The 16,410-nt window shown below is 39.5% G+C and carries 16 protein-coding genes; 1 reads left to right on the top strand and 15 read right to left on the bottom strand.

From position 1 onward, the window contains the following. The first annotated feature begins 3 nt into the window (after positions 1 to 3). Positions 4 to 1,101 carry a glycosyltransferase family 4 protein gene (locus ABI430_00620; GenBank protein ID MEO8637389.1) on the top strand — a complete coding sequence of 366 codons (1,098 nt, stop codon included), beginning with the start codon at positions 4 to 6 and terminating at the stop codon, positions 1,099 to 1,101. Here the strand turns inward: ABI430_00620 and ABI430_00615 are convergent. The 15 genes from ABI430_00615 to ABI430_00545 all read right to left on the bottom strand — a co-directional run. Then, positions 1,078 to 2,094, bottom strand: a complete 1,017-nt coding sequence (locus ABI430_00615) for a glycosyltransferase (protein MEO8637388.1) — start codon at positions 2,092 to 2,094, stop codon at positions 1,078 to 1,080. The two genes, ABI430_00620 and ABI430_00615, sit on opposite strands and share 24 nt — an antisense overlap. Continuing rightward, on the bottom strand, positions 2,091 to 2,975 hold the full coding sequence (locus tag ABI430_00610; protein ID MEO8637387.1) for an alpha-1,2-fucosyltransferase: 885 nt from the start codon (positions 2,973 to 2,975) through the stop codon (positions 2,091 to 2,093). Before ABI430_00610 ends, ABI430_00615 begins: the two co-directional genes overlap by 4 nt. Then, on the bottom strand, positions 2,942 to 3,625 hold the full coding sequence (locus ABI430_00605; protein ID MEO8637386.1) for an FkbM family methyltransferase: 684 nt from the start codon (positions 3,623 to 3,625) through the stop codon (positions 2,942 to 2,944). The genes ABI430_00610 and ABI430_00605 overlap by 34 nt, the downstream gene beginning before the upstream one ends. Then, on the bottom strand, positions 3,618 to 4,892 hold the full coding sequence (locus ABI430_00600) for a glycosyltransferase (GenBank protein MEO8637385.1): 1,275 nt from the start codon (positions 4,890 to 4,892) through the stop codon (positions 3,618 to 3,620). The genes ABI430_00605 and ABI430_00600 overlap by 8 nt, the downstream gene beginning before the upstream one ends. After that, positions 4,889 to 5,815: a class I SAM-dependent methyltransferase gene (locus ABI430_00595; protein ID MEO8637384.1), complete on the bottom strand. Its 927-nt coding sequence runs from the start codon at positions 5,813 to 5,815 to the stop codon at positions 4,889 to 4,891. The genes ABI430_00600 and ABI430_00595 overlap by 4 nt, the downstream gene beginning before the upstream one ends. 4 nt (positions 5,816 to 5,819) lie before the next feature. Then, complete coding sequence (locus ABI430_00590) at positions 5,820 to 6,668, bottom strand: nucleotide-diphospho-sugar transferase (GenBank protein ID MEO8637383.1); 849 nt, start codon at positions 6,666 to 6,668, stop codon at positions 5,820 to 5,822. 11 nt (positions 6,669 to 6,679) lie between these two features. Continuing rightward, complete coding sequence (locus ABI430_00585; protein ID MEO8637382.1) at positions 6,680 to 8,473, bottom strand: class I SAM-dependent methyltransferase; 1,794 nt, start codon at positions 8,471 to 8,473, stop codon at positions 6,680 to 6,682. Beyond that, the gene (locus ABI430_00580) at positions 8,460 to 9,176 is read right to left on the bottom strand and encodes an FkbM family methyltransferase (GenBank protein MEO8637381.1); all 717 of its coding nucleotides are present in this window, start codon (positions 9,174 to 9,176) and stop codon (positions 8,460 to 8,462) included. The genes ABI430_00585 and ABI430_00580 overlap by 14 nt, the downstream gene beginning before the upstream one ends. After that, complete coding sequence (locus tag ABI430_00575) at positions 9,173 to 9,934, bottom strand: FkbM family methyltransferase (GenBank protein ID MEO8637380.1); 762 nt, start codon at positions 9,932 to 9,934, stop codon at positions 9,173 to 9,175. Before ABI430_00575 ends, ABI430_00580 begins: the two co-directional genes overlap by 4 nt. Then, on the bottom strand, positions 9,931 to 10,728 hold the full coding sequence (locus tag ABI430_00570; protein MEO8637379.1) for an FkbM family methyltransferase: 798 nt from the start codon (positions 10,726 to 10,728) through the stop codon (positions 9,931 to 9,933). Before ABI430_00570 ends, ABI430_00575 begins: the two co-directional genes overlap by 4 nt. After that, positions 10,725 to 12,002: an ABC transporter ATP-binding protein gene (locus ABI430_00565; GenBank protein ID MEO8637378.1), complete on the bottom strand. Its 1,278-nt coding sequence runs from the start codon at positions 12,000 to 12,002 to the stop codon at positions 10,725 to 10,727. The genes ABI430_00570 and ABI430_00565 overlap by 4 nt, the downstream gene beginning before the upstream one ends. Positions 12,003 to 12,014: 12 nt before the next feature. Next, complete coding sequence (locus ABI430_00560) at positions 12,015 to 12,701, bottom strand: class I SAM-dependent methyltransferase (GenBank protein MEO8637377.1); 687 nt, start codon at positions 12,699 to 12,701, stop codon at positions 12,015 to 12,017. Then, positions 12,694 to 13,728: a bifunctional glycosyltransferase family 2/GtrA family protein gene (locus tag ABI430_00555; protein MEO8637376.1), complete on the bottom strand. Its 1,035-nt coding sequence runs from the start codon at positions 13,726 to 13,728 to the stop codon at positions 12,694 to 12,696. Before ABI430_00555 ends, ABI430_00560 begins: the two co-directional genes overlap by 8 nt. Continuing rightward, a complete protein-coding gene (locus ABI430_00550) occupies positions 13,725 to 15,599 on the bottom strand; it encodes a hypothetical protein (GenBank protein ID MEO8637375.1) in 1,875 nt (624 codons plus the stop codon). Before ABI430_00550 ends, ABI430_00555 begins: the two co-directional genes overlap by 4 nt. 117 nt (positions 15,600 to 15,716) lie before the next feature. Beyond that, the coding region (locus tag ABI430_00545; GenBank protein MEO8637374.1) for a nucleotidyl transferase AbiEii/AbiGii toxin family protein at positions 15,717 to 16,410 on the bottom strand (694 nt) is incomplete at its 5' end.

Below are 16,410 nucleotides of genomic sequence, written 5' to 3'. Positions count from 1 at the left end.
GTCATGCGCATATTTTACACCACAGCCAAGTCATATCCCGCGACTACTGCTGACCACATCTACATCAGAGAATTGTCCAAAGGTTTTATTACAACTGGTTCTGATTTTCAGCTTATCGTGAACCGACGGGGTGCCGACCTTTTGGGGATACCGACTATAGAATTGCTCGCGAAAGGAAGCACCACGCTCTCTTTTCTTTTCTGGCTCATACGTTTTCGTTTTTCGGGAAATCAAAAGGACTGTGTCTTTATAGCAAATGATTTCAATTTGATTACTGTACTCGTCTGGGTAAAAAGGATACTTCGCTTTAAATATAAAATCTGCTCCGATTGGCACATGATGACAGATTCCTGGAAGGATAGTCTTGTAGCAAAGGGGAGCGATATTCTCGTCACGACATCGGACAGGCTTAGAAATATTATTACATCCAAGTTTCCGATGGTCGCGAAAAAAATATTCACTGTTCGTGGAGGAGTTGACCCAAATCTATTCAAGGCAATAGAATCGAGAGCCCAGGCGGATTTGAGAAGAGAACTGCATCTGCCCGTTGACGGTTTTCTTGTGGGTTATGTAGGGCTGTTTAAAACTATTGGAATGGAAAAGGGAATAGGGACGATGATAGAGAGCATTCGCTTTGCAAAAATGCCGATAACTTACGTTTTCGTCGGAGGAACGGGCGAAGAAATCAAAGAATACTTGGAGTACGCAGAGTCACAAGGGGTTCAAGACAGATGCCTTTTCGTTTCCCGGCAAGAATATGAGAAAGTAGCTCTCTACGAAAAGGCATTGGATGTCCTCGTCATACCGTATCCCGATACTCCTCATTTTGCCGACTATGGATTCCCGATGAAGGTCTATGAATATATGGCGAGTGGCACACCTATAGTCTATTCGGATTTGGAAATCATTGGTGAGGTTTTAAAAAATTTCGGTACGCCATTTGTTCCAGGTGACCCAGAATCTCTGACGAGGGCCTTGGAAACCGCTCTCCGTTCAAGGAAAAAAAATGTTTTCGATATTGGGAATTTTACGTGGGAGGCAAAAGCGAGAGCTGTCGCTTCTCTCGTAAAGGGTCAATCATTTCCTAATCAGACTCTTTAAGAATATTTTCAGCGAATCAATGTATCTTTTCTTACCCCCAAAATCATAGAGCGGTGACGCGATAAATTTCTTCCAAACAGCCAAGCCATCTGAAGTATTGAACCCGCATATCGTTCTCCAACGCTTAAAAATCACCTTTTCAAGCGATGATTGTGAATACATCAGAGTCTTTTTGTTCGCCAACAGTATTTTTAATAACCATGCTTCTTCTTTTTTTAAAAAATCCGCAATACTTTCTTGTTCTTTTCCCCACAGAGAATTATGCAGGATAACCTCTTCGGGAGACGGATTCATACCCAAGGCGAGGAGTTGCTCTCGCCTCAAATTGTCTGCTCCAAATCTGTTTTGAAGTGCATTTATCTGGCTACTACTCTTTTTGTGAACACGATATAAGAGAAGCACTTCAGGAATGTTGGCTATTTTGGTTACTCGCGACATCTTTATCCATAGACTGTAGTCCTCAAAGTAGAATTTGTCTGCCTCATCATAACGTAAATCATTCTCTTCCAATACAGACTTTCTAATCATGACTGTCGGATGCGCAAAAGAGGTGTTAAACAGCAAATTTGCTTTTATATCATCATGGTCAGTAAGGTATTTATGAGTGTATCCGCCTTTTTCTCCGATAGTTTTTATCCATGTGCCGCATATCCCAATGTCCGGATGTTTTTCCATGAATGTTATCTGTTTTTCGAGGCGCTCGGGTACGCAAATGTCGTCACTATCCATGCGTGCAACATATTTACCTTTTGCGTTTTGGAGCCCGCGATTCAAACTATAGACGAGTCCGCGATTTTCAGCATTAGACAAAACAAAGATGCGAGGGTCGATATACGACCGTATTATCTCTGCCGAACGATCAGTTGAGCCATCGTCAATAATTAGAAATTCAAAATTGAGATATGTCTGACCAAGGATGCTCTCGATCGCATCTCCTAGGTATGTCTCGCCGTTGTAGACTGGCATCAGAACCGTTATTTTCGGTTTAGTCATATCTTTATCCATTCTGGCGGTATTAGATCAGCTTCTCCCATATTTTCTTCCACGAACCATTTTTTTGGAGTGATTACTATTTTATTTGGATATTCATTGAGCCAAGCGGCCCACCAGCTAAATGTGCTGTTTGCTGTAATATTGTGCCTGCACTGGCTCATGAGAAAAAATTCTTCCAGGTCCGCAAGTCCATTGCCCGATACAAAGTACGTTTGGATGCCGGGGGGGATTTTGAGATTTTCCTTGACCCATTCAATATCGTCGGAAAAAATAAATAGATTAAGCTTATTATTGGTCTCTCCGATTTTACCAATTGCCTTATCGTAGTAATCCAATTGGATTTGCTCGTATATTTTTTTGTGCTTGTCGGAGAGAAAGTCGGTTCGCCTGATATGAAGGGATACTGAATTGGATTTATGAATAGGCGATAAAAAAGGACTCAATTTTTCCTCATCAATTTTTTTTAGCTTAAATTCTTGGCGGATAATATTTTCTATCGGCTTGAAATATTTTTCACTTTGAAAATAACCACGAACATACATGTCTTTTCTCTTTAGTCCAACAAGTTTCTTGTCAAACCTGCCGTTTCTTTCGTGCACAAGTTTTCTTTTATAGTGAGGCAAAAACTTATCGAAGTATGAAGAAAGTTTTTTTCCTTTAAACTTGTTGATTTCTTTCTCTGTGGCTATGTTTTGAGGGATGTGAAAATAATCCAGAACGTAGCCGGGACCTCTCTCATAGTTTGACATATCGAACTTTAGATCGGTTTCTCCATCAATCGCGAATTTTTTGGCGGCCGCGTATTGAAATAGTTGATTTCCTATTCTGCCCTTGAATTGAGTGATGATCATGAGAGTTGGTTTTTTTCCCAGTTTTCCCATACGAAAGGGTACTGATAGGAGAGGTGGTGCGATTTTGACAGTTCCTTCTGTATCATCTTCATCCGTTCTTCCGCATGAGGAACGAATATGTGAAATTGCACTTGGATATTTTTAATGTTCCCTATCATGTTCGACGCAATGAGATCATCAAGAAGATCGTACTCTCCCCCTTCAATATTAATTTTCATCAAGTCAATCGTGTGGATATGATGTTCCGTGAAAAATTCTCTGGCTCTTACCATCTTCACTTTTTCCTTTGAAGAACCTTCGGTAAAAACCGAGGAAGAATTGTGGTCGAGAGATATATTAAGTTCTCCAGATTTATTTGAGAGTCCAAATTGATAAAGGGTAATATCTGGATTAGCGCTGAATCTTTTTTTTATTCTCTCCGCGAAATCTTTGACTGGCTCAAAGATCAAGATTTTGCAACGGTAGCGTGAATAGAGGTCACTGCTCCACTGACCTTCATATCCTCCCAAATCAAAGACTAAAGAATCATTGCCGAGTTCATATAAGTATCTCTTTACTTCTTCGCGGTCTCTCTTCCATTTGCCAACTGATTGCTTGTGTCGAGAGGTAAGGGAATTCGGTGAAAATTTAATCTTAAGACTGTCGATTTTCCTATTTAGGTATTTTCTCAGATTAGTCATATTTGGCTTTTGTCTTATACTCAACGAGTTTTTTCTCGTAAAGATTAATATAATGTTTAACCATTAAATCTTCTGAAAACATACTTGATACTTTTTCTCTGGATAATTTGGACATTGCCTCATGCTCATCGTGACTAAGATTAAAAATGTGCTTAATTCCCCGAATCAAGTCCGAGTTGTCTGAATATTTAGCGATATAGCCGTTATGGCCGTGAGTTATGACTTCCCTGATGCCTCCTGTATCGAAGCTTACTACAGGTAATCCGCAACTCATAGCCTCCAGAACTGTCAAAGGAAAATTTTCTGCCAATGAAGGAAATAACAAAACGTCGGAGGCGGAGTAATATTTCGCCAGCGTCATTTTATCTTTAATGTAATCAATGCTAATAATGTTCGGGGGATAATTCTCATCGCTAGAATTAACATTACCGCCAACGCAGATAAAAATAATGTCGTTGTTTTCTCGCAAATCTCTCGCAGATGCCAGGAAAAAATTCAATCCCTTAAAAACTGAATTTTTTCCTACCGCTATGAAAAGCACTATTTTTTTGTCGATAGCAATATGCAACTCTCGTCTTATCGACATTTTATCGTGTTGACGAAAAATCGAAGTATCAATTCCATTATGTATCACGGAGAGTGGCTTATTCTTTAATATCGTATTTTCAACCTTGTCTTTTAGCCAATTGCACGGAACAACAATGTGAAAATCGGAACTCCCATATATTTTTCTCTTTTTATATCGGAGGTATTTTTCATTATGCCACGCAAGACTCTGATATTCGAGCAGGCTCGGACACTCGTAAAACCCATCACGAACCGGACACGCATATGCATGGGCGCAATGTGCGGTGATGGGCCACATATCATGGAAAGTCCAAATTACAGGCTTTATTGAACATATTTTTTTGAGCGTGTTCAAATTGAAATAATTACCATGTAGGTTATGGCAATGGATGATGTCAGCCTCTTTGAATGCTGCCGTATTTAAAATGTTATCGGATGAAAAAAAATCTATGTCGTCTGAGATAAGATGCCTAATTTTACGAAAAATGTATCCGATGATATCTTTGCCAGTGATCTTTTGTACCCAGAATGATAATTTGCTTGGTCGATTTATTAAAAAAACATTTTTGTCATCGGAGATTTTGATTTTTACAAACATGCTCACATGATGCCCTAAAGTTTCCATCTTTTTTTTGATGGAGTAAGCAATTTTTGCGGCACCGCCTATATTGTCCACGGTATTTATTTCCAGGATGTTCATGGGTTTTTTTTGTATACCACTAAAATAGAGTGCCCAATGATATATTTTGAAAGTGGAATAACTACGGGCAATATCATTCTGTTAGCAAGTCTGTTTACTATGGGTGCAAAAATGCCAAATTTTTTTTGAATTTTGTCTTTCACTTCTACTTCGGCAAGTTTTTTTGCGAATCCGAAATGGTATTTCTGAAGAGGTTCAAGATGAATGGACTGAACAGTCATATCGAAATAATTTTGTAATTTTAATAGAGAATTTAGATTCCACATTCCCATGTGATGCGGGGGCAAATTTGTTATTAATTCTTTACCGTCTAAGAGTAAACAGTCATTATTCGGTACGCTCACTATCAAGAGTCCGCCGGGTTTCAGAATTTGCAGTGAGGAATAAAAAAAGTTCTTTACGAATGGGACGTGCTCCAAAACTTGAAATGAACAGATGATGTCATATGCATTTCTTTTGTTTTTTGAGAATGCCTCGATAGAGTCAGGGTAAACCACGAGGCTTTTTTCTTTGCACATCCGCAAGGCGTTGGCGTTCATCTCCAGACCTTCGGCCCGGACTCCCTTTTCATGGAGTTTTTCGATAAAACTTCCTCGCGCGCAACCGATCTCCAGAGCACGGTCGCCACTCTTTATTACTTCATAGGCTATTCCATGTTCCCACTTCCAATTCATGTAATACCATGGAAACTTTTCTAATTGCTGGTAAAAATCATCATCGCCAGAGATATTAGACGGACTATAAAAGCGATACCCAGTATCGAGGCATTTATAGATGCATATCTTATCGATTCCTGAAAAATATTTAGCAACATCGATATTCAGCTCATTTTTATACTCGCTTATTATCCGAGAAGATGGGATTTCTCTTTCTAAGACGGTGTTATTTGACCCGGTAACAGGGCTTGTTATATTGGAAGTCATTTTTTTAAATATTTTTTACGAAAGACTTGAATGATTTTGGAATATATCTCAATGAGTTATCAAAAATAAATTTGCCAAGATTTCCGTTGAAAACCTCTTTACAGGTCAAAAAATCGGCCTGGATATTGCGTCTGATCTTTCTTGGGTGAAGAAGAGGAAATTGCATTTTTTCGGTTGGCATCCGCGAAAATTTTGAATCGCCTTTGGTATGAGTCGAGTTTTCACCAAAACCGATATTCGAAACCAGATTTACATTTGGTAGTACAGCTAATCCGTTTCTTTTTCTTACCGAGATCATCCATTGTTTATCCCAAATATGTAGTCGTCGCTTCTCATCTATTAAATGAAAATCATTGTACTCCCAAGCTCTTTTCCATGTTGCCCAACCCCAATTATGGGTGTATTCGGAGAAATAATAAGACGAATTTCCTCGCTTTTTTCCACTTTGGAAATTGTTACCGCTAATATGCATTATTCTCTCATTTTCTCTGTAATACTTCAAAAGTTCCTCGCAGAACCTGAAGAAAGACTGGTCTGGGAGACAATCATCCTCAAGAATTATTCCTTCTTCTACGTTTTCAAAGAACCAGTTTATTGCGGTAGATACACCATGGCCACACCCCAGATTTTTATCCCGAAATAGTTTTTTTACTTCGCATGGCCAATCAATATATTCAACTATTTCTCTTGAAGCTCTACATTCGAGATTATCTTCTGGCTTGTCTAGTCTTGGTCCGTCGGCAGCTATAAAGAGCTGTCTCGGACGAATTTGGCGAATAGCTTCAAAAACTACTGATGTCGTGTCAGGTCGATTAAAGATTATGAGAAGTATGGGTGTTTTAAAATCCTTCATTTCTATTATTTTTAATTTATTACGACCGAATTGTCCCTATCGGATCTATGGCTCTTGAATACGTTTTTAGCCACGAAATCATCAATTTTATTCTTGACTTCTTCAAGATATTTTTCCTTCGGTTTATATAAAAATACAGCTTTGTTGAATGCGTAACACACGGGAAAGAGCGATTTTTTATAAGATGGATGCAAATGTATGGCTTCAGACAATCCTGGAAAACCAGCGTTCAGAAAGTCGTCCAAAACCAAAAAACCATCGTAGGGCAAGAGCTCATCTATCCTCTCGAGGAAACTTACTATCGATTGGTAGGTATGTTCTCCATCGACATAAATCATTTGGTACTTACACGGCTTGATTTTCTCTAGGAAATCCTTCTGTGTCATTTTCTTTACATCGATTCTATTTCCGATACCCAAGATATTACCCTTTTCTTGCAATCTATTATATCTCTCCGCACCGCTTAAATTATTAGACTTATGGCGCAGAAATTCGGTTTCAGCATTGAATGAAGTCTCATCGAAAGATTCAAAAAAAGGGTCCACTCCTACAATTTTTTTGTCCTTGTAAATTAACCCCAAGCCGAGCAAACTCATTCCACAATATACACCAATTTCGAGAATACCGAATTGTTTTACATTGCTTGAATCTTCAAGTGATATTTGTTTTAAGCAAGAAAAGAGTTTGAAAGCCTCAAAAGATAAAAAGCCGGGAACATCCGCTATCTTTTTGTATATTTCAAAATCCGGATCATTTACATATGGATTAATCGGGATTTTTACCAAATCATATCCAGAGTTTTTTAGTGCCCATTTCATTAATGTTTTTATTCTCTTTTTGATCTTGTGGGTAACTGATGGTTCAATAAAGAAAGCCTCCGGTTTCAAAGTTATCTGTTCCTTGCCTTTACTCAGCGAATCATCCACTGATTCATTAATAATTTGGCATAATTTTGGAAATATTTGGTATTTGTTCAGACATAATTCTTTTGATTCGATGACTTGTTTTCGGAATTTCTCGAAACAGTTATTTTCTATAGTTTGCTCAATAGTTTTTATTGCCTGATTGGGATCATTGATGTCTATAACTGTTAACGAATCCTTTGGAAAGTAATCAAAAATATTGGGGCAACCGAAGTATAGGGGATATGCCTCTGCCAGAAAAGCGTCGGACAGTTTTTCAGAGAAATAATCTTTGCAGGAGCTATTTTCTATAACTATGTGATATTTGTATGGCGCAATACCATCCCATTTGTCAGATATGGTATTGATTCGCGACCCGAAAACATCTAAACGATTGCCAAAGTGTCTTTGGATTCGTTCTAAAAATCTGAGCCTGGCGCGATGCCCGATGGTTCGATTTTTATTTGATGTTATGATGGAAATAAGTTTGGATTTCTCCGGAGAGCGAGCATTCGATAACTCACTATAGTTTTTTGTATATGTATCGAATCTTTTTTCATTTAAATTGAAATGAGCGCCAATGTACCAAGGAAGTAGGGGAAAATGAATTATTTTCGGAGCATTTATCTTAGTCTGTGAGGTAATGACGGTATGAAATTGTCGAACAAATTTCTTGTTATACGTTTTAATACTTGGTGGTTCTGCGGTAATGAGTATTGTGTGTTTGGGGTCACAGTAAATTATCTCATCTTTTTTAAGCGAGTCTGACACTACGCACCAGTCGCAGTCTTTGGTGTTATCATCAATCAGAAATTGGCAATTGCCCCATATTCCTTTTTCATCGGGCGTTTGGCGGGCTAGTGGCCAATTGGGATAGCTTGTGACTAGTTTAATTTTTTTCATATCCGATAATATGTTTTATGAATGACTTGCATTTTCTATAAAACCTGTCACTTTTTCTTGAGAGAGGTTCTTTGTAAGAATCAAACGCGCTATCTTTTAGAGCGTATATTTCATCGATCTTTAACTGGCTCATGAAGCGATATTTTTTAGATTCAAGAAAACGTCTTATGTTTTCATTTCCGTAATTATTTTCAACTGAAATACAACCGATTTTTACTTTATTGAAATCAATTGACTTAAGAATGCCAAGTTCTCCACCTTCTACATCTAAACTGAAATAATCTATATTTTTTATGCCATATTTGTTTAAAAGATCTTCAAGAAGAATACACGGAACGACCACAGTATTTCTTTGCGTCGATTCTTTCTCAATCCTCTCTATGTGCCTTCTATCAAATTTGTCTAGAAGTCCGCTTAATTGCGAAGAGTGTCCATCGATAGAAAGGAAGGCTTTTTCTCCGTGGACGTCGGATATACATACATTTTCGCAATAACATCTTCTATTTCTTCTTAATAAACCAAACGCTTCTTTTCGTGGTTCCACACAAATTCCATTCCAACTCCGCTCCTTTTCGAAAAATAATGTGTTGCTGTGAGTAATTCCATCGTCCGCGCCCATTTCAATAAAAAAACCACCGGTCTTTCCTTTGAAAACATTTTTATCCAGGAACTCGTCTTGCTTGTATTGGCTATAATATTTCATATTTGACTTGAATTTGATGCGGCAAATTCTGGACTCAAGAATATTGCATCGCCAGATAGTAATTTTTTTGACTCCTGGTTTGGCTCGTAGTAAGTTTTATATAGCCTGTAGTCGAATTTTTCCAGGAAGTTCTTTATATCCTCGAAAAGAGGTTGATTCAGATATAAAGGAGAATACTCCACTTCGGTATAGATGAGCGATATTTTGTGCTCGGACAAATTCTCGATTGCGCCCTCCAAAACCATCAGTTCGCCGCCCTGAACATCGAGCTTTACTATATCTATTTTATCTATACTCATTTTTTTGCAGAAAGAATCAAGTTTTTCTGTTTTAACGGTGATCTTTTCTATCATTTTATTTACTAGGGTGTCTTCTCCGTTACCCGTATTGATTGGTATAAGTGAGTTAGTATAATGATGGTCGTTAACAAAGAATTCGGAATAACCATCACTGCTTGACAAGGCCACATTCGTTGGATTTACCAGCTTGTCCTTCTCAAATTTCTTTGAGTATTTTTCAAATACAGTACTATATGGCTCAAACCCATAAATTTGCGCATTCGGGAAAATCTTTTTGTATTTTAGGGTTGTCTGACCGACATTAGAGCCGACGTCAAAAATAATTCTAACCTTCGCGTTTTTCATCAGATTTTTCTGGTCGATAAAATCCTGGTTTAATTTGACCCTGATAGTACTCAGGTCGAAACCTGTGAGATTTCTTACCGCTCGGCGGATTGTTTTTTTTATATGCTTAATCATTTTGCGTAGATGTCTCCCCAAGCGGTAATTCCTTTTTTACCTCCACACGTCGTTATTTTTTCTAGAAGCTCATCTGCTTTTACCCATTTAGAAAGCGCCATCTTTGAATTTTCTTCAATTACAAAGTTGAAGTGTTGATATCCCAAAGAAAGTAGCTTCGAAGAACAATCTTTGATTGATTTCATATCGTCTGAATGGAATTCAAAATTCAGCAGGGGAATCTTCTCGTGCAAACCCTCAATCACTTGAAGCTCATATCCCTCCACGTCAATTTTGCAAAAATACGGGAGACCATATTTATCTATCAGGTTATCTAGAGTTTGCATCGCGACCATTTCGGTTTTGTCGAAGGTGTGATATTTCGTTCCTTTTTGCCAATCTTTATTAAGACTGGAGAATCCTGGATATATTGAAGACGTATTGATGGTAGCAGAACCTTCCTTATCCCCGAGCGCAACTTGTACGACTTTGACGAATTTATTACCGGAATATTTTACCCGTAGATAGCTGGCGAAATCTTGCTGTGGTTCGATAGCCACGACAGTGCATCCAAGTTTTAAGAAAATATCGGTTTTATTTCCCATATTGGCCCCAATATCGAATATGAGCCGATTTTTGCCGGCATGCTTTCTAAAGAATCTAACCTGAAAAAAGTTATTCTTTATTTTTTTAAAAAAAATTATTACTTTCCAATTTTGGATTTTGCTGGAAAAATACAGATAAATAATCCTAACAATTTCATCAGGATTTTTATTTGAGACAAATTTGGCAATTTTGTTAACCATTGATTTCATATACTAATTTCTATTTTTCGTGTTTCATACTTTAATATGCAAGATAACTTTCCCCAGTAGTCATCTCCTTGCATTTTTTTTCTAGGATTGTTTTCGTTCTTAATATCGATGACAATATCTTTGACCATATCAACGTACCCGCTTGCTTCCGACAGATTTTTTAAGCTGACCATAAGGAAAATGGTACCAATTTGGAATAAGAATGATGGTATTAGAATTCGTGTCTTGTATTTTCCGACCTCATAGTCTTTGTATTTGCCATCGGAGTCGCCTTCGGTCGAGAAAAGAAGCAGGTCTCCTTGATAGTAAAAATGTAGGAAAATCAGTTTCTTTTCCAACTTGTTTCTTACATCTAAATCGACTTCAATGAAGAAGTTCTCTCCGACAGGTATCTTGGCATTTGGCGTCCCATCTTTATCCAAAATGCTTACTTTTGTTATCTGTGCATCTATTCTGTCTTTAATCTGGTACTCGTTTATGGCGTTCGTAGCCACCCCGCTATTTATATAGTAATTTATTACATCTGCGGTTTTCCCGATCTTTTTGATTTTTCCATCTTGAAGCAGAATAGTCTTTGAGCAGAGTCTTTCTATTGCACTCGTATTATGACTCACAAACAGGATGGTCCTTCCTTCTTTCTTCGTAACCTCCTCCATCTTGCCGAGGCATTTTTTCTGGAACTCTGTGTCGCCGACTGCGAGGACTTCATCAACGATGAGGATGTCAGGTTCCATATGGGCGGCGACCGAGAAAGCGAGTCGAACATACATTCCGCTGGAATAGTATTTAACCGGTGTGTCCAAAAATTTCGAAATTCCTGCGAACTCCACAATAGCATCGAATTTCAAGGCGATGTCCTTCCTGGTCATGCCTAGGATTGCGCCATTTAAGAAAATATTTTCACGGCCGGTGAGCTCTGGGTGGAAGCCGGTGCCAACCTCAAGGAGGGAGCCGACTCTGCCGCGCAAGATGATCTCTCCCTTCGTGGGTGGGGTAATTTGCGAGAGAATTTTGAGCAGAGTTGATTTGCCAGCCCCGTTTGGTCCGATGATGCCGATGACCTCTCCTTTGTTCACGGTGAAGCTCACATCCTTGAGTGCCCAGAATTCTTCTTTTTTCTCTAGCCCAGTGATTCTTTTTGCTTTGGTCTTTAAAAATGATACTGGATTTTTGAAAACATTTGTCAAAGTATCACGCAAGGTAATATACCCTCCGCGCTCGTGGGCGATGTTGTATTTCTTGCCGATATTTTTTACTTCAATGATTGGTTCCATGAATGATGACAATTATATTTCGCTGATGACGCCGCTCTTTTTGTCGGCAGTTGATACCGCATTTTGACCTCTGTTATTTGATTTTCTAACGACCACTATATATTGTGTCAAAAGAATGGGCCAGATAATTTTGCGGTATACTATTTCTCCATTTTTTATGCAGGTTTCCGCGACTTCGTCGAACTGAAGTGGTCTTTCGTCATGGAAAATCCACATGCGGAATAATTCCGCGAAATATCTGATTGTTTTATAGAGAAAAGTCGGCGTGGGAAAAGTTATCATCACAAGTCCGCCATCTTTTACCAGGGCAAAATGTGTCTCGATGGCTTTTTTTGTATTCTCGATCGAAAAATGCTCAATAAGCCCGACACTGTATACTAGGTCAGCTTTACCAAGCGATTCTGGTTTTATTGTCAGTACATTGTCGAGATGAGCATGAATTCTGTCAGATTTATTTCTAGCCAAATTGATGCTCAATTGATTGCTGTCAACGATATCGTATCGCTCTACATTGAATTTCTCCATAAGCAAATCACAAAAACAGCTATTGCCTCCGCCGAGTTCAATGATTGAGAGCGTATCGGATGTATAGAACCGTTTTACGGTTTTTAGCAGAACTCTCCCCGTTATTTTTCGGGTAAACGATGCTGTCTTATAAGGCTTATTATAATATCGGTCCCAATCAGTTTGTTTATTCATGGATATTTGATTTAAAGACGATTGTTTTTTGCGCCAAGAAATTGAACCCGTAAATCAACAATTCTGCCACTATCTTTGCGAAGAGGATGCTTGCGCCGATTATTCCCACAATATACTCGATGAGCAGGGATGATGCCATGCCGGAAACGATCACAAGCATAACGTATTTCGGAAATGTCCCGTTCGCCGATTGTCTTGAATGAAAGACATAGTTTCTTAGCAATAGATAGTTGATGAACAGAGCGAAAAATCTGGAGATAAATGTGGCTGTAAATACGTTTTTCGTGAACGGATATACTTGTATGAATATAACATAGTCAACTAGAGCTGTTACTATCGAGGTAATTACATATCGAAACAAGATAAAATATATTTTCATCGAATCAATCAGGGGATTGAAATGCGAAGAAGAATTATTGTCTTCGTATACGGTCTCAATCGGCACCTCGAGGATGTTCAGTTTATTTTGCGAACCCACTAGGAGCATCTCCGCCTCATATTCATAGCGGTTATAAGGAATTTTGAGAAGCGCAGGAACAAATGCCCGGGGAATGACACGTAATCCTGTCTGTGTGTCGGATATATTCAACTTAAAAAAATGTTTGAACAGCAAGCGAGTACTGCTATTTCCGATGCGGCTACGCAGGGGTACCCCACTGGTGAAAGTTCTCGCTCCAAGGATGAATGAATCAGGCTGCTTTTCGTGTGTTGAGGCAACTGTCATAATATCATCTTCCCGATGCTGGCCGTCCGCATCGGCGGTGACGATGCCTGCGCATTTGGGCAAGTGTGAATAAATATAATCAAACCCCGTCTTCAGTGCCGCCCCCTTGCCCTGGTTTTTTTCGTGATTTACCACGACGGTCTTGGACACCTTTTTCAACTCCTCGAAGATTTGCTCAAATGCCACTCCGCTCCCATCATCGATGATGACAATATTTTTGAAAGGCCGATTCGCAAGACTTTTGACGAATGAAACGAGTCTTGCGTCGGGCTTGTATGCGGGAATGAGTACGCTTATATTCATAGCTCGATATTATTAGTTTTAACCAGCACATCTTTTCCTCGGCGGAACACAAGGGAATATTTTCCTGACGAAATATTGTGATCAATGTCATCTAAGGTCCGCGAATCCGTGTAGGAAGCCGCGAAGATATAAGCTACTTTTGAACTGGCGGAGTCTTTCTTGTAGGAGGAAAAATTGTCGGCGTTCGGATCATACCCTCCGAATGGACTATACATGCGGTCGCGCGTAGCTGGTAGAAAATAGAGAATAGGGAAGTTTGTTAGGATTTGTCCCGCATCTTTTCTGGTGTCGAAATAATTGCTGATGAGCACGCTCAATTCTCGGTCATATATTTCACGCTCGTCTCTTACAAACCCCCCTGCTATTTTTCTTGAAACGAATGGACTTACGGCGATGCAAAGTATCAATGCAAGGAGAATAATCCAGATTATTTTCACTTTTGAGAACCATAGGTCGAGCGTCAATCTGAAGCGCATGGCAAATTGTTCAAGACCGATGCCTGCCGAGAGTCCCCATAAGGGCATTGCTAAAGAGAGGTTTCTGCTGTCATAACTGAAGAACAATGCCCAGATGAGGGTGTACGGAATGAGCGCTAAAACTATCACGGGACGATATTTTTTATCGCGCCAAGCGAAGAAGAGCAGAAATGTGAAAAGCAGAAAGATGCCATATGTTTTTGTCACACAAAAATATAGGGCGTCGGCTGTAACTTGGAGCGCACCTCTTCCTTCTCCATAGATGAGATTGGTTATGGCAGGGACAACCGAAGTATCCCCATTAGAGGCAATCGAGAGCTCTTTGTATATATAGAAAGGTCCGAGAAGAAAGATTGCAAGACCCACGTATATGAAAAAGTGCTTCCAGAAACGCTTTTTTAATTCGGGGTTATTTTTTATAGCCACTATCCATGCCAAAATCGGAAATATTGCAACAGTGATTAACCCCGATTGCTTCGTCATCGCGGCACCGAGAGCGAATAGTCCACCAATGAGAAGCATTTTTAGCTTGGACGAGAGTGTGTTGGCTTCACCGACGTTGAGGAGGCTTAAAATCGAGATAAAGGAAAAAAATGCCACGGCGCTGTCCACGTATCCTTCGGTCGCCATAATACCGCTACCGTTCATCAATCGCATGAATAGAACTGTTGCTGGAATGGCGGCGATATACCCCAAGGATTTTTTCCGTATGCCCGACGAAAGAAGAGCTGTGATTATGCCGAGCGGAAACAGTGGCATAATTGCCTTTGCGAAATATTGTATGGGAGCTCCGATTGAGATATAAAAAATGGACCAGTTTGCGGGAATGAGTTGAGGATACTCCCAAGTATTTCGAGGAAGCGCATTCATGCTCCATTCAACAGCCCAGCGATTCCAGGAGACAATCGGGTCCCATAGATTGAAGACAGTTCCGATATTTGTTGCAAATAAATAGAGTATGTATGCGAATGTGAAAAAAACTAGCAACAGTGTGACTGGTAAGAATAAACGGGAACTCGGTTCCAACCGCTGAATTCGGAACCAGTTTTGTATAAGTCCGGACTTTTGTTCCAAAGAAGTTTTTATGAGAGACCATAGCGTGGTCGGCGAATGTTTGAAAAATGCGCGTATGCCGTTTCTGTTGATTAAGAAAAGCATGCACATTTCGCAGACGAGAATAATGCCCAAGGCAATGATCGTATACACGTGAGCGGCAGCGAGAAAAAAAATAATCCAGTAATTAATCATTAGGCTCAAGGCGAAGGCACTCAGGAGTTTCGAGGCGAGCGTGTCTCGAAAGCGAATGAGTTGAAGCGTGATAAAGCCGGGCAGAAAAAGTACTTGCGCGAAGGCAATGCTCCCTGCAATTAACATGTATGAAGTTGATGTTGTCATTAGATTATATCCGCGAAATATCTCTCGACCTTTTTGAAAACGTAAATGCCGATGCTGGGGAACTCGATTGTCAGTTTTTCTTGGGGTTTTTTCTGCATGATTTTATTCCGAATCCTTTTACAACTTCTGCTCGATGTATTGACGGAAAGAGATGACTCTATCGGATTCCTCTGGCTTCATGAGAAAAGGCAAGACTTCGCTCGAAAGTTTCTTGAAGTCAAGTTCCTTCGTCCGTGCCATGAGCTTTTCTTTGACGGTGGACTTGTCCCAGCCACGACTCTTTTGCAGATATTCGTAGTTAGGTTCAGTAAGGCCTAGCAGATACGATACATCGTAAAAATCGCGACCCTTCTCTCGCTTTCTTTCTAGGATGGCAAGTATTTTTTGCGAAAGTATGACCGACGAAGAATTCACCAGGATTTTCCTATAGACATTGAATCTGTTCAGAATAGAAATATCCGGTTCGACAAAGCGTCCCTTTTCTACCGCGTCAACACGGATTAGAATTTTCTCGCTACTTAGGGGGCTGATTTTATTGAGAAAAAGCAAGTCTGGAAACTTTATATAGCAATGGAAAGCCAATTTTTCTATAAATCGAAATTCGATTTCGAACCCCTTTGTCGCCATGTCTTTTATGACAGCGTCGAGCAGTTTTTTGAACGCAGTGAATGTCAGGCCAAAATTGTCAAAATCCAGATCCTCGGAAAATCTTTTACTGCTGTAGACTATTCGAATAGCCGTGCCCCCGATGAATGACAGTTTTTCGCTTTGATTCTGTTTGAAAATAGAATCCAGAAGTTCGCATTGTAGG

It is taken from the genome of Candidatus Taylorbacteria bacterium, assembly GCA_039934295.1.
Taxonomy (GTDB): domain Bacteria; phylum Patescibacteriota; class Minisyncoccia; order Phycocordibacterales; family HO2-43-120; genus HO2-43-120.
Note: the sequence above shows the minus strand (reverse complement) of the source record. Positions and strands in the feature narration are given on the sequence as shown.

Coding starts and splice junctions, on each gene's coding strand:
- ABI430_00610 (MEO8637387.1), bottom strand. CDS start 2,975: ATGGGAAAACTGGGAAAAAAACCAACTCTCATGATCATCACTCAATTC.
- ABI430_00570 (MEO8637379.1), bottom strand. CDS start 10,728: ATGAAATCAATGGTTAACAAAATTGCCAAATTTGTCTCAAATAAAAAT.
- ABI430_00580 (MEO8637381.1), bottom strand. CDS start 9,176: ATGAAATATTATAGCCAATACAAGCAAGACGAGTTCCTGGATAAAAAT.
- ABI430_00605 (MEO8637386.1), bottom strand. CDS start 3,625: ATGACTAATCTGAGAAAATACCTAAATAGGAAAATCGACAGTCTTAAG.
- ABI430_00555 (MEO8637376.1), bottom strand. CDS start 13,728: ATGAATATAAGCGTACTCATTCCCGCATACAAGCCCGACGCAAGACTC.
- ABI430_00595 (MEO8637384.1), bottom strand. CDS start 5,815: ATGACTTCCAATATAACAAGCCCTGTTACCGGGTCAAATAACACCGTC.
- ABI430_00585 (MEO8637382.1), bottom strand. CDS start 8,473: ATGAAAAAAATTAAACTAGTCACAAGCTATCCCAATTGGCCACTAGCC.
- ABI430_00550 (MEO8637375.1), bottom strand. CDS start 15,599: ATGACAACATCAACTTCATACATGTTAATTGCAGGGAGCATTGCCTTC.
- ABI430_00565 (MEO8637378.1), bottom strand. CDS start 12,002: ATGGAACCAATCATTGAAGTAAAAAATATCGGCAAGAAATACAACATC.
- ABI430_00560 (MEO8637377.1), bottom strand. CDS start 12,701: ATGAATAAACAAACTGATTGGGACCGATATTATAATAAGCCTTATAAG.
- ABI430_00620 (MEO8637389.1), top strand. CDS start 4: ATGCGCATATTTTACACCACAGCCAAGTCATATCCCGCGACTACTGCT.
- ABI430_00600 (MEO8637385.1), bottom strand. CDS start 4,892: ATGAACATCCTGGAAATAAATACCGTGGACAATATAGGCGGTGCCGCA.
- ABI430_00615 (MEO8637388.1), bottom strand. CDS start 2,094: ATGACTAAACCGAAAATAACGGTTCTGATGCCAGTCTACAACGGCGAG.
- ABI430_00590 (MEO8637383.1), bottom strand. CDS start 6,668: ATGAAGGATTTTAAAACACCCATACTTCTCATAATCTTTAATCGACCT.
- ABI430_00575 (MEO8637380.1), bottom strand. CDS start 9,934: ATGATTAAGCATATAAAAAAAACAATCCGCCGAGCGGTAAGAAATCTC.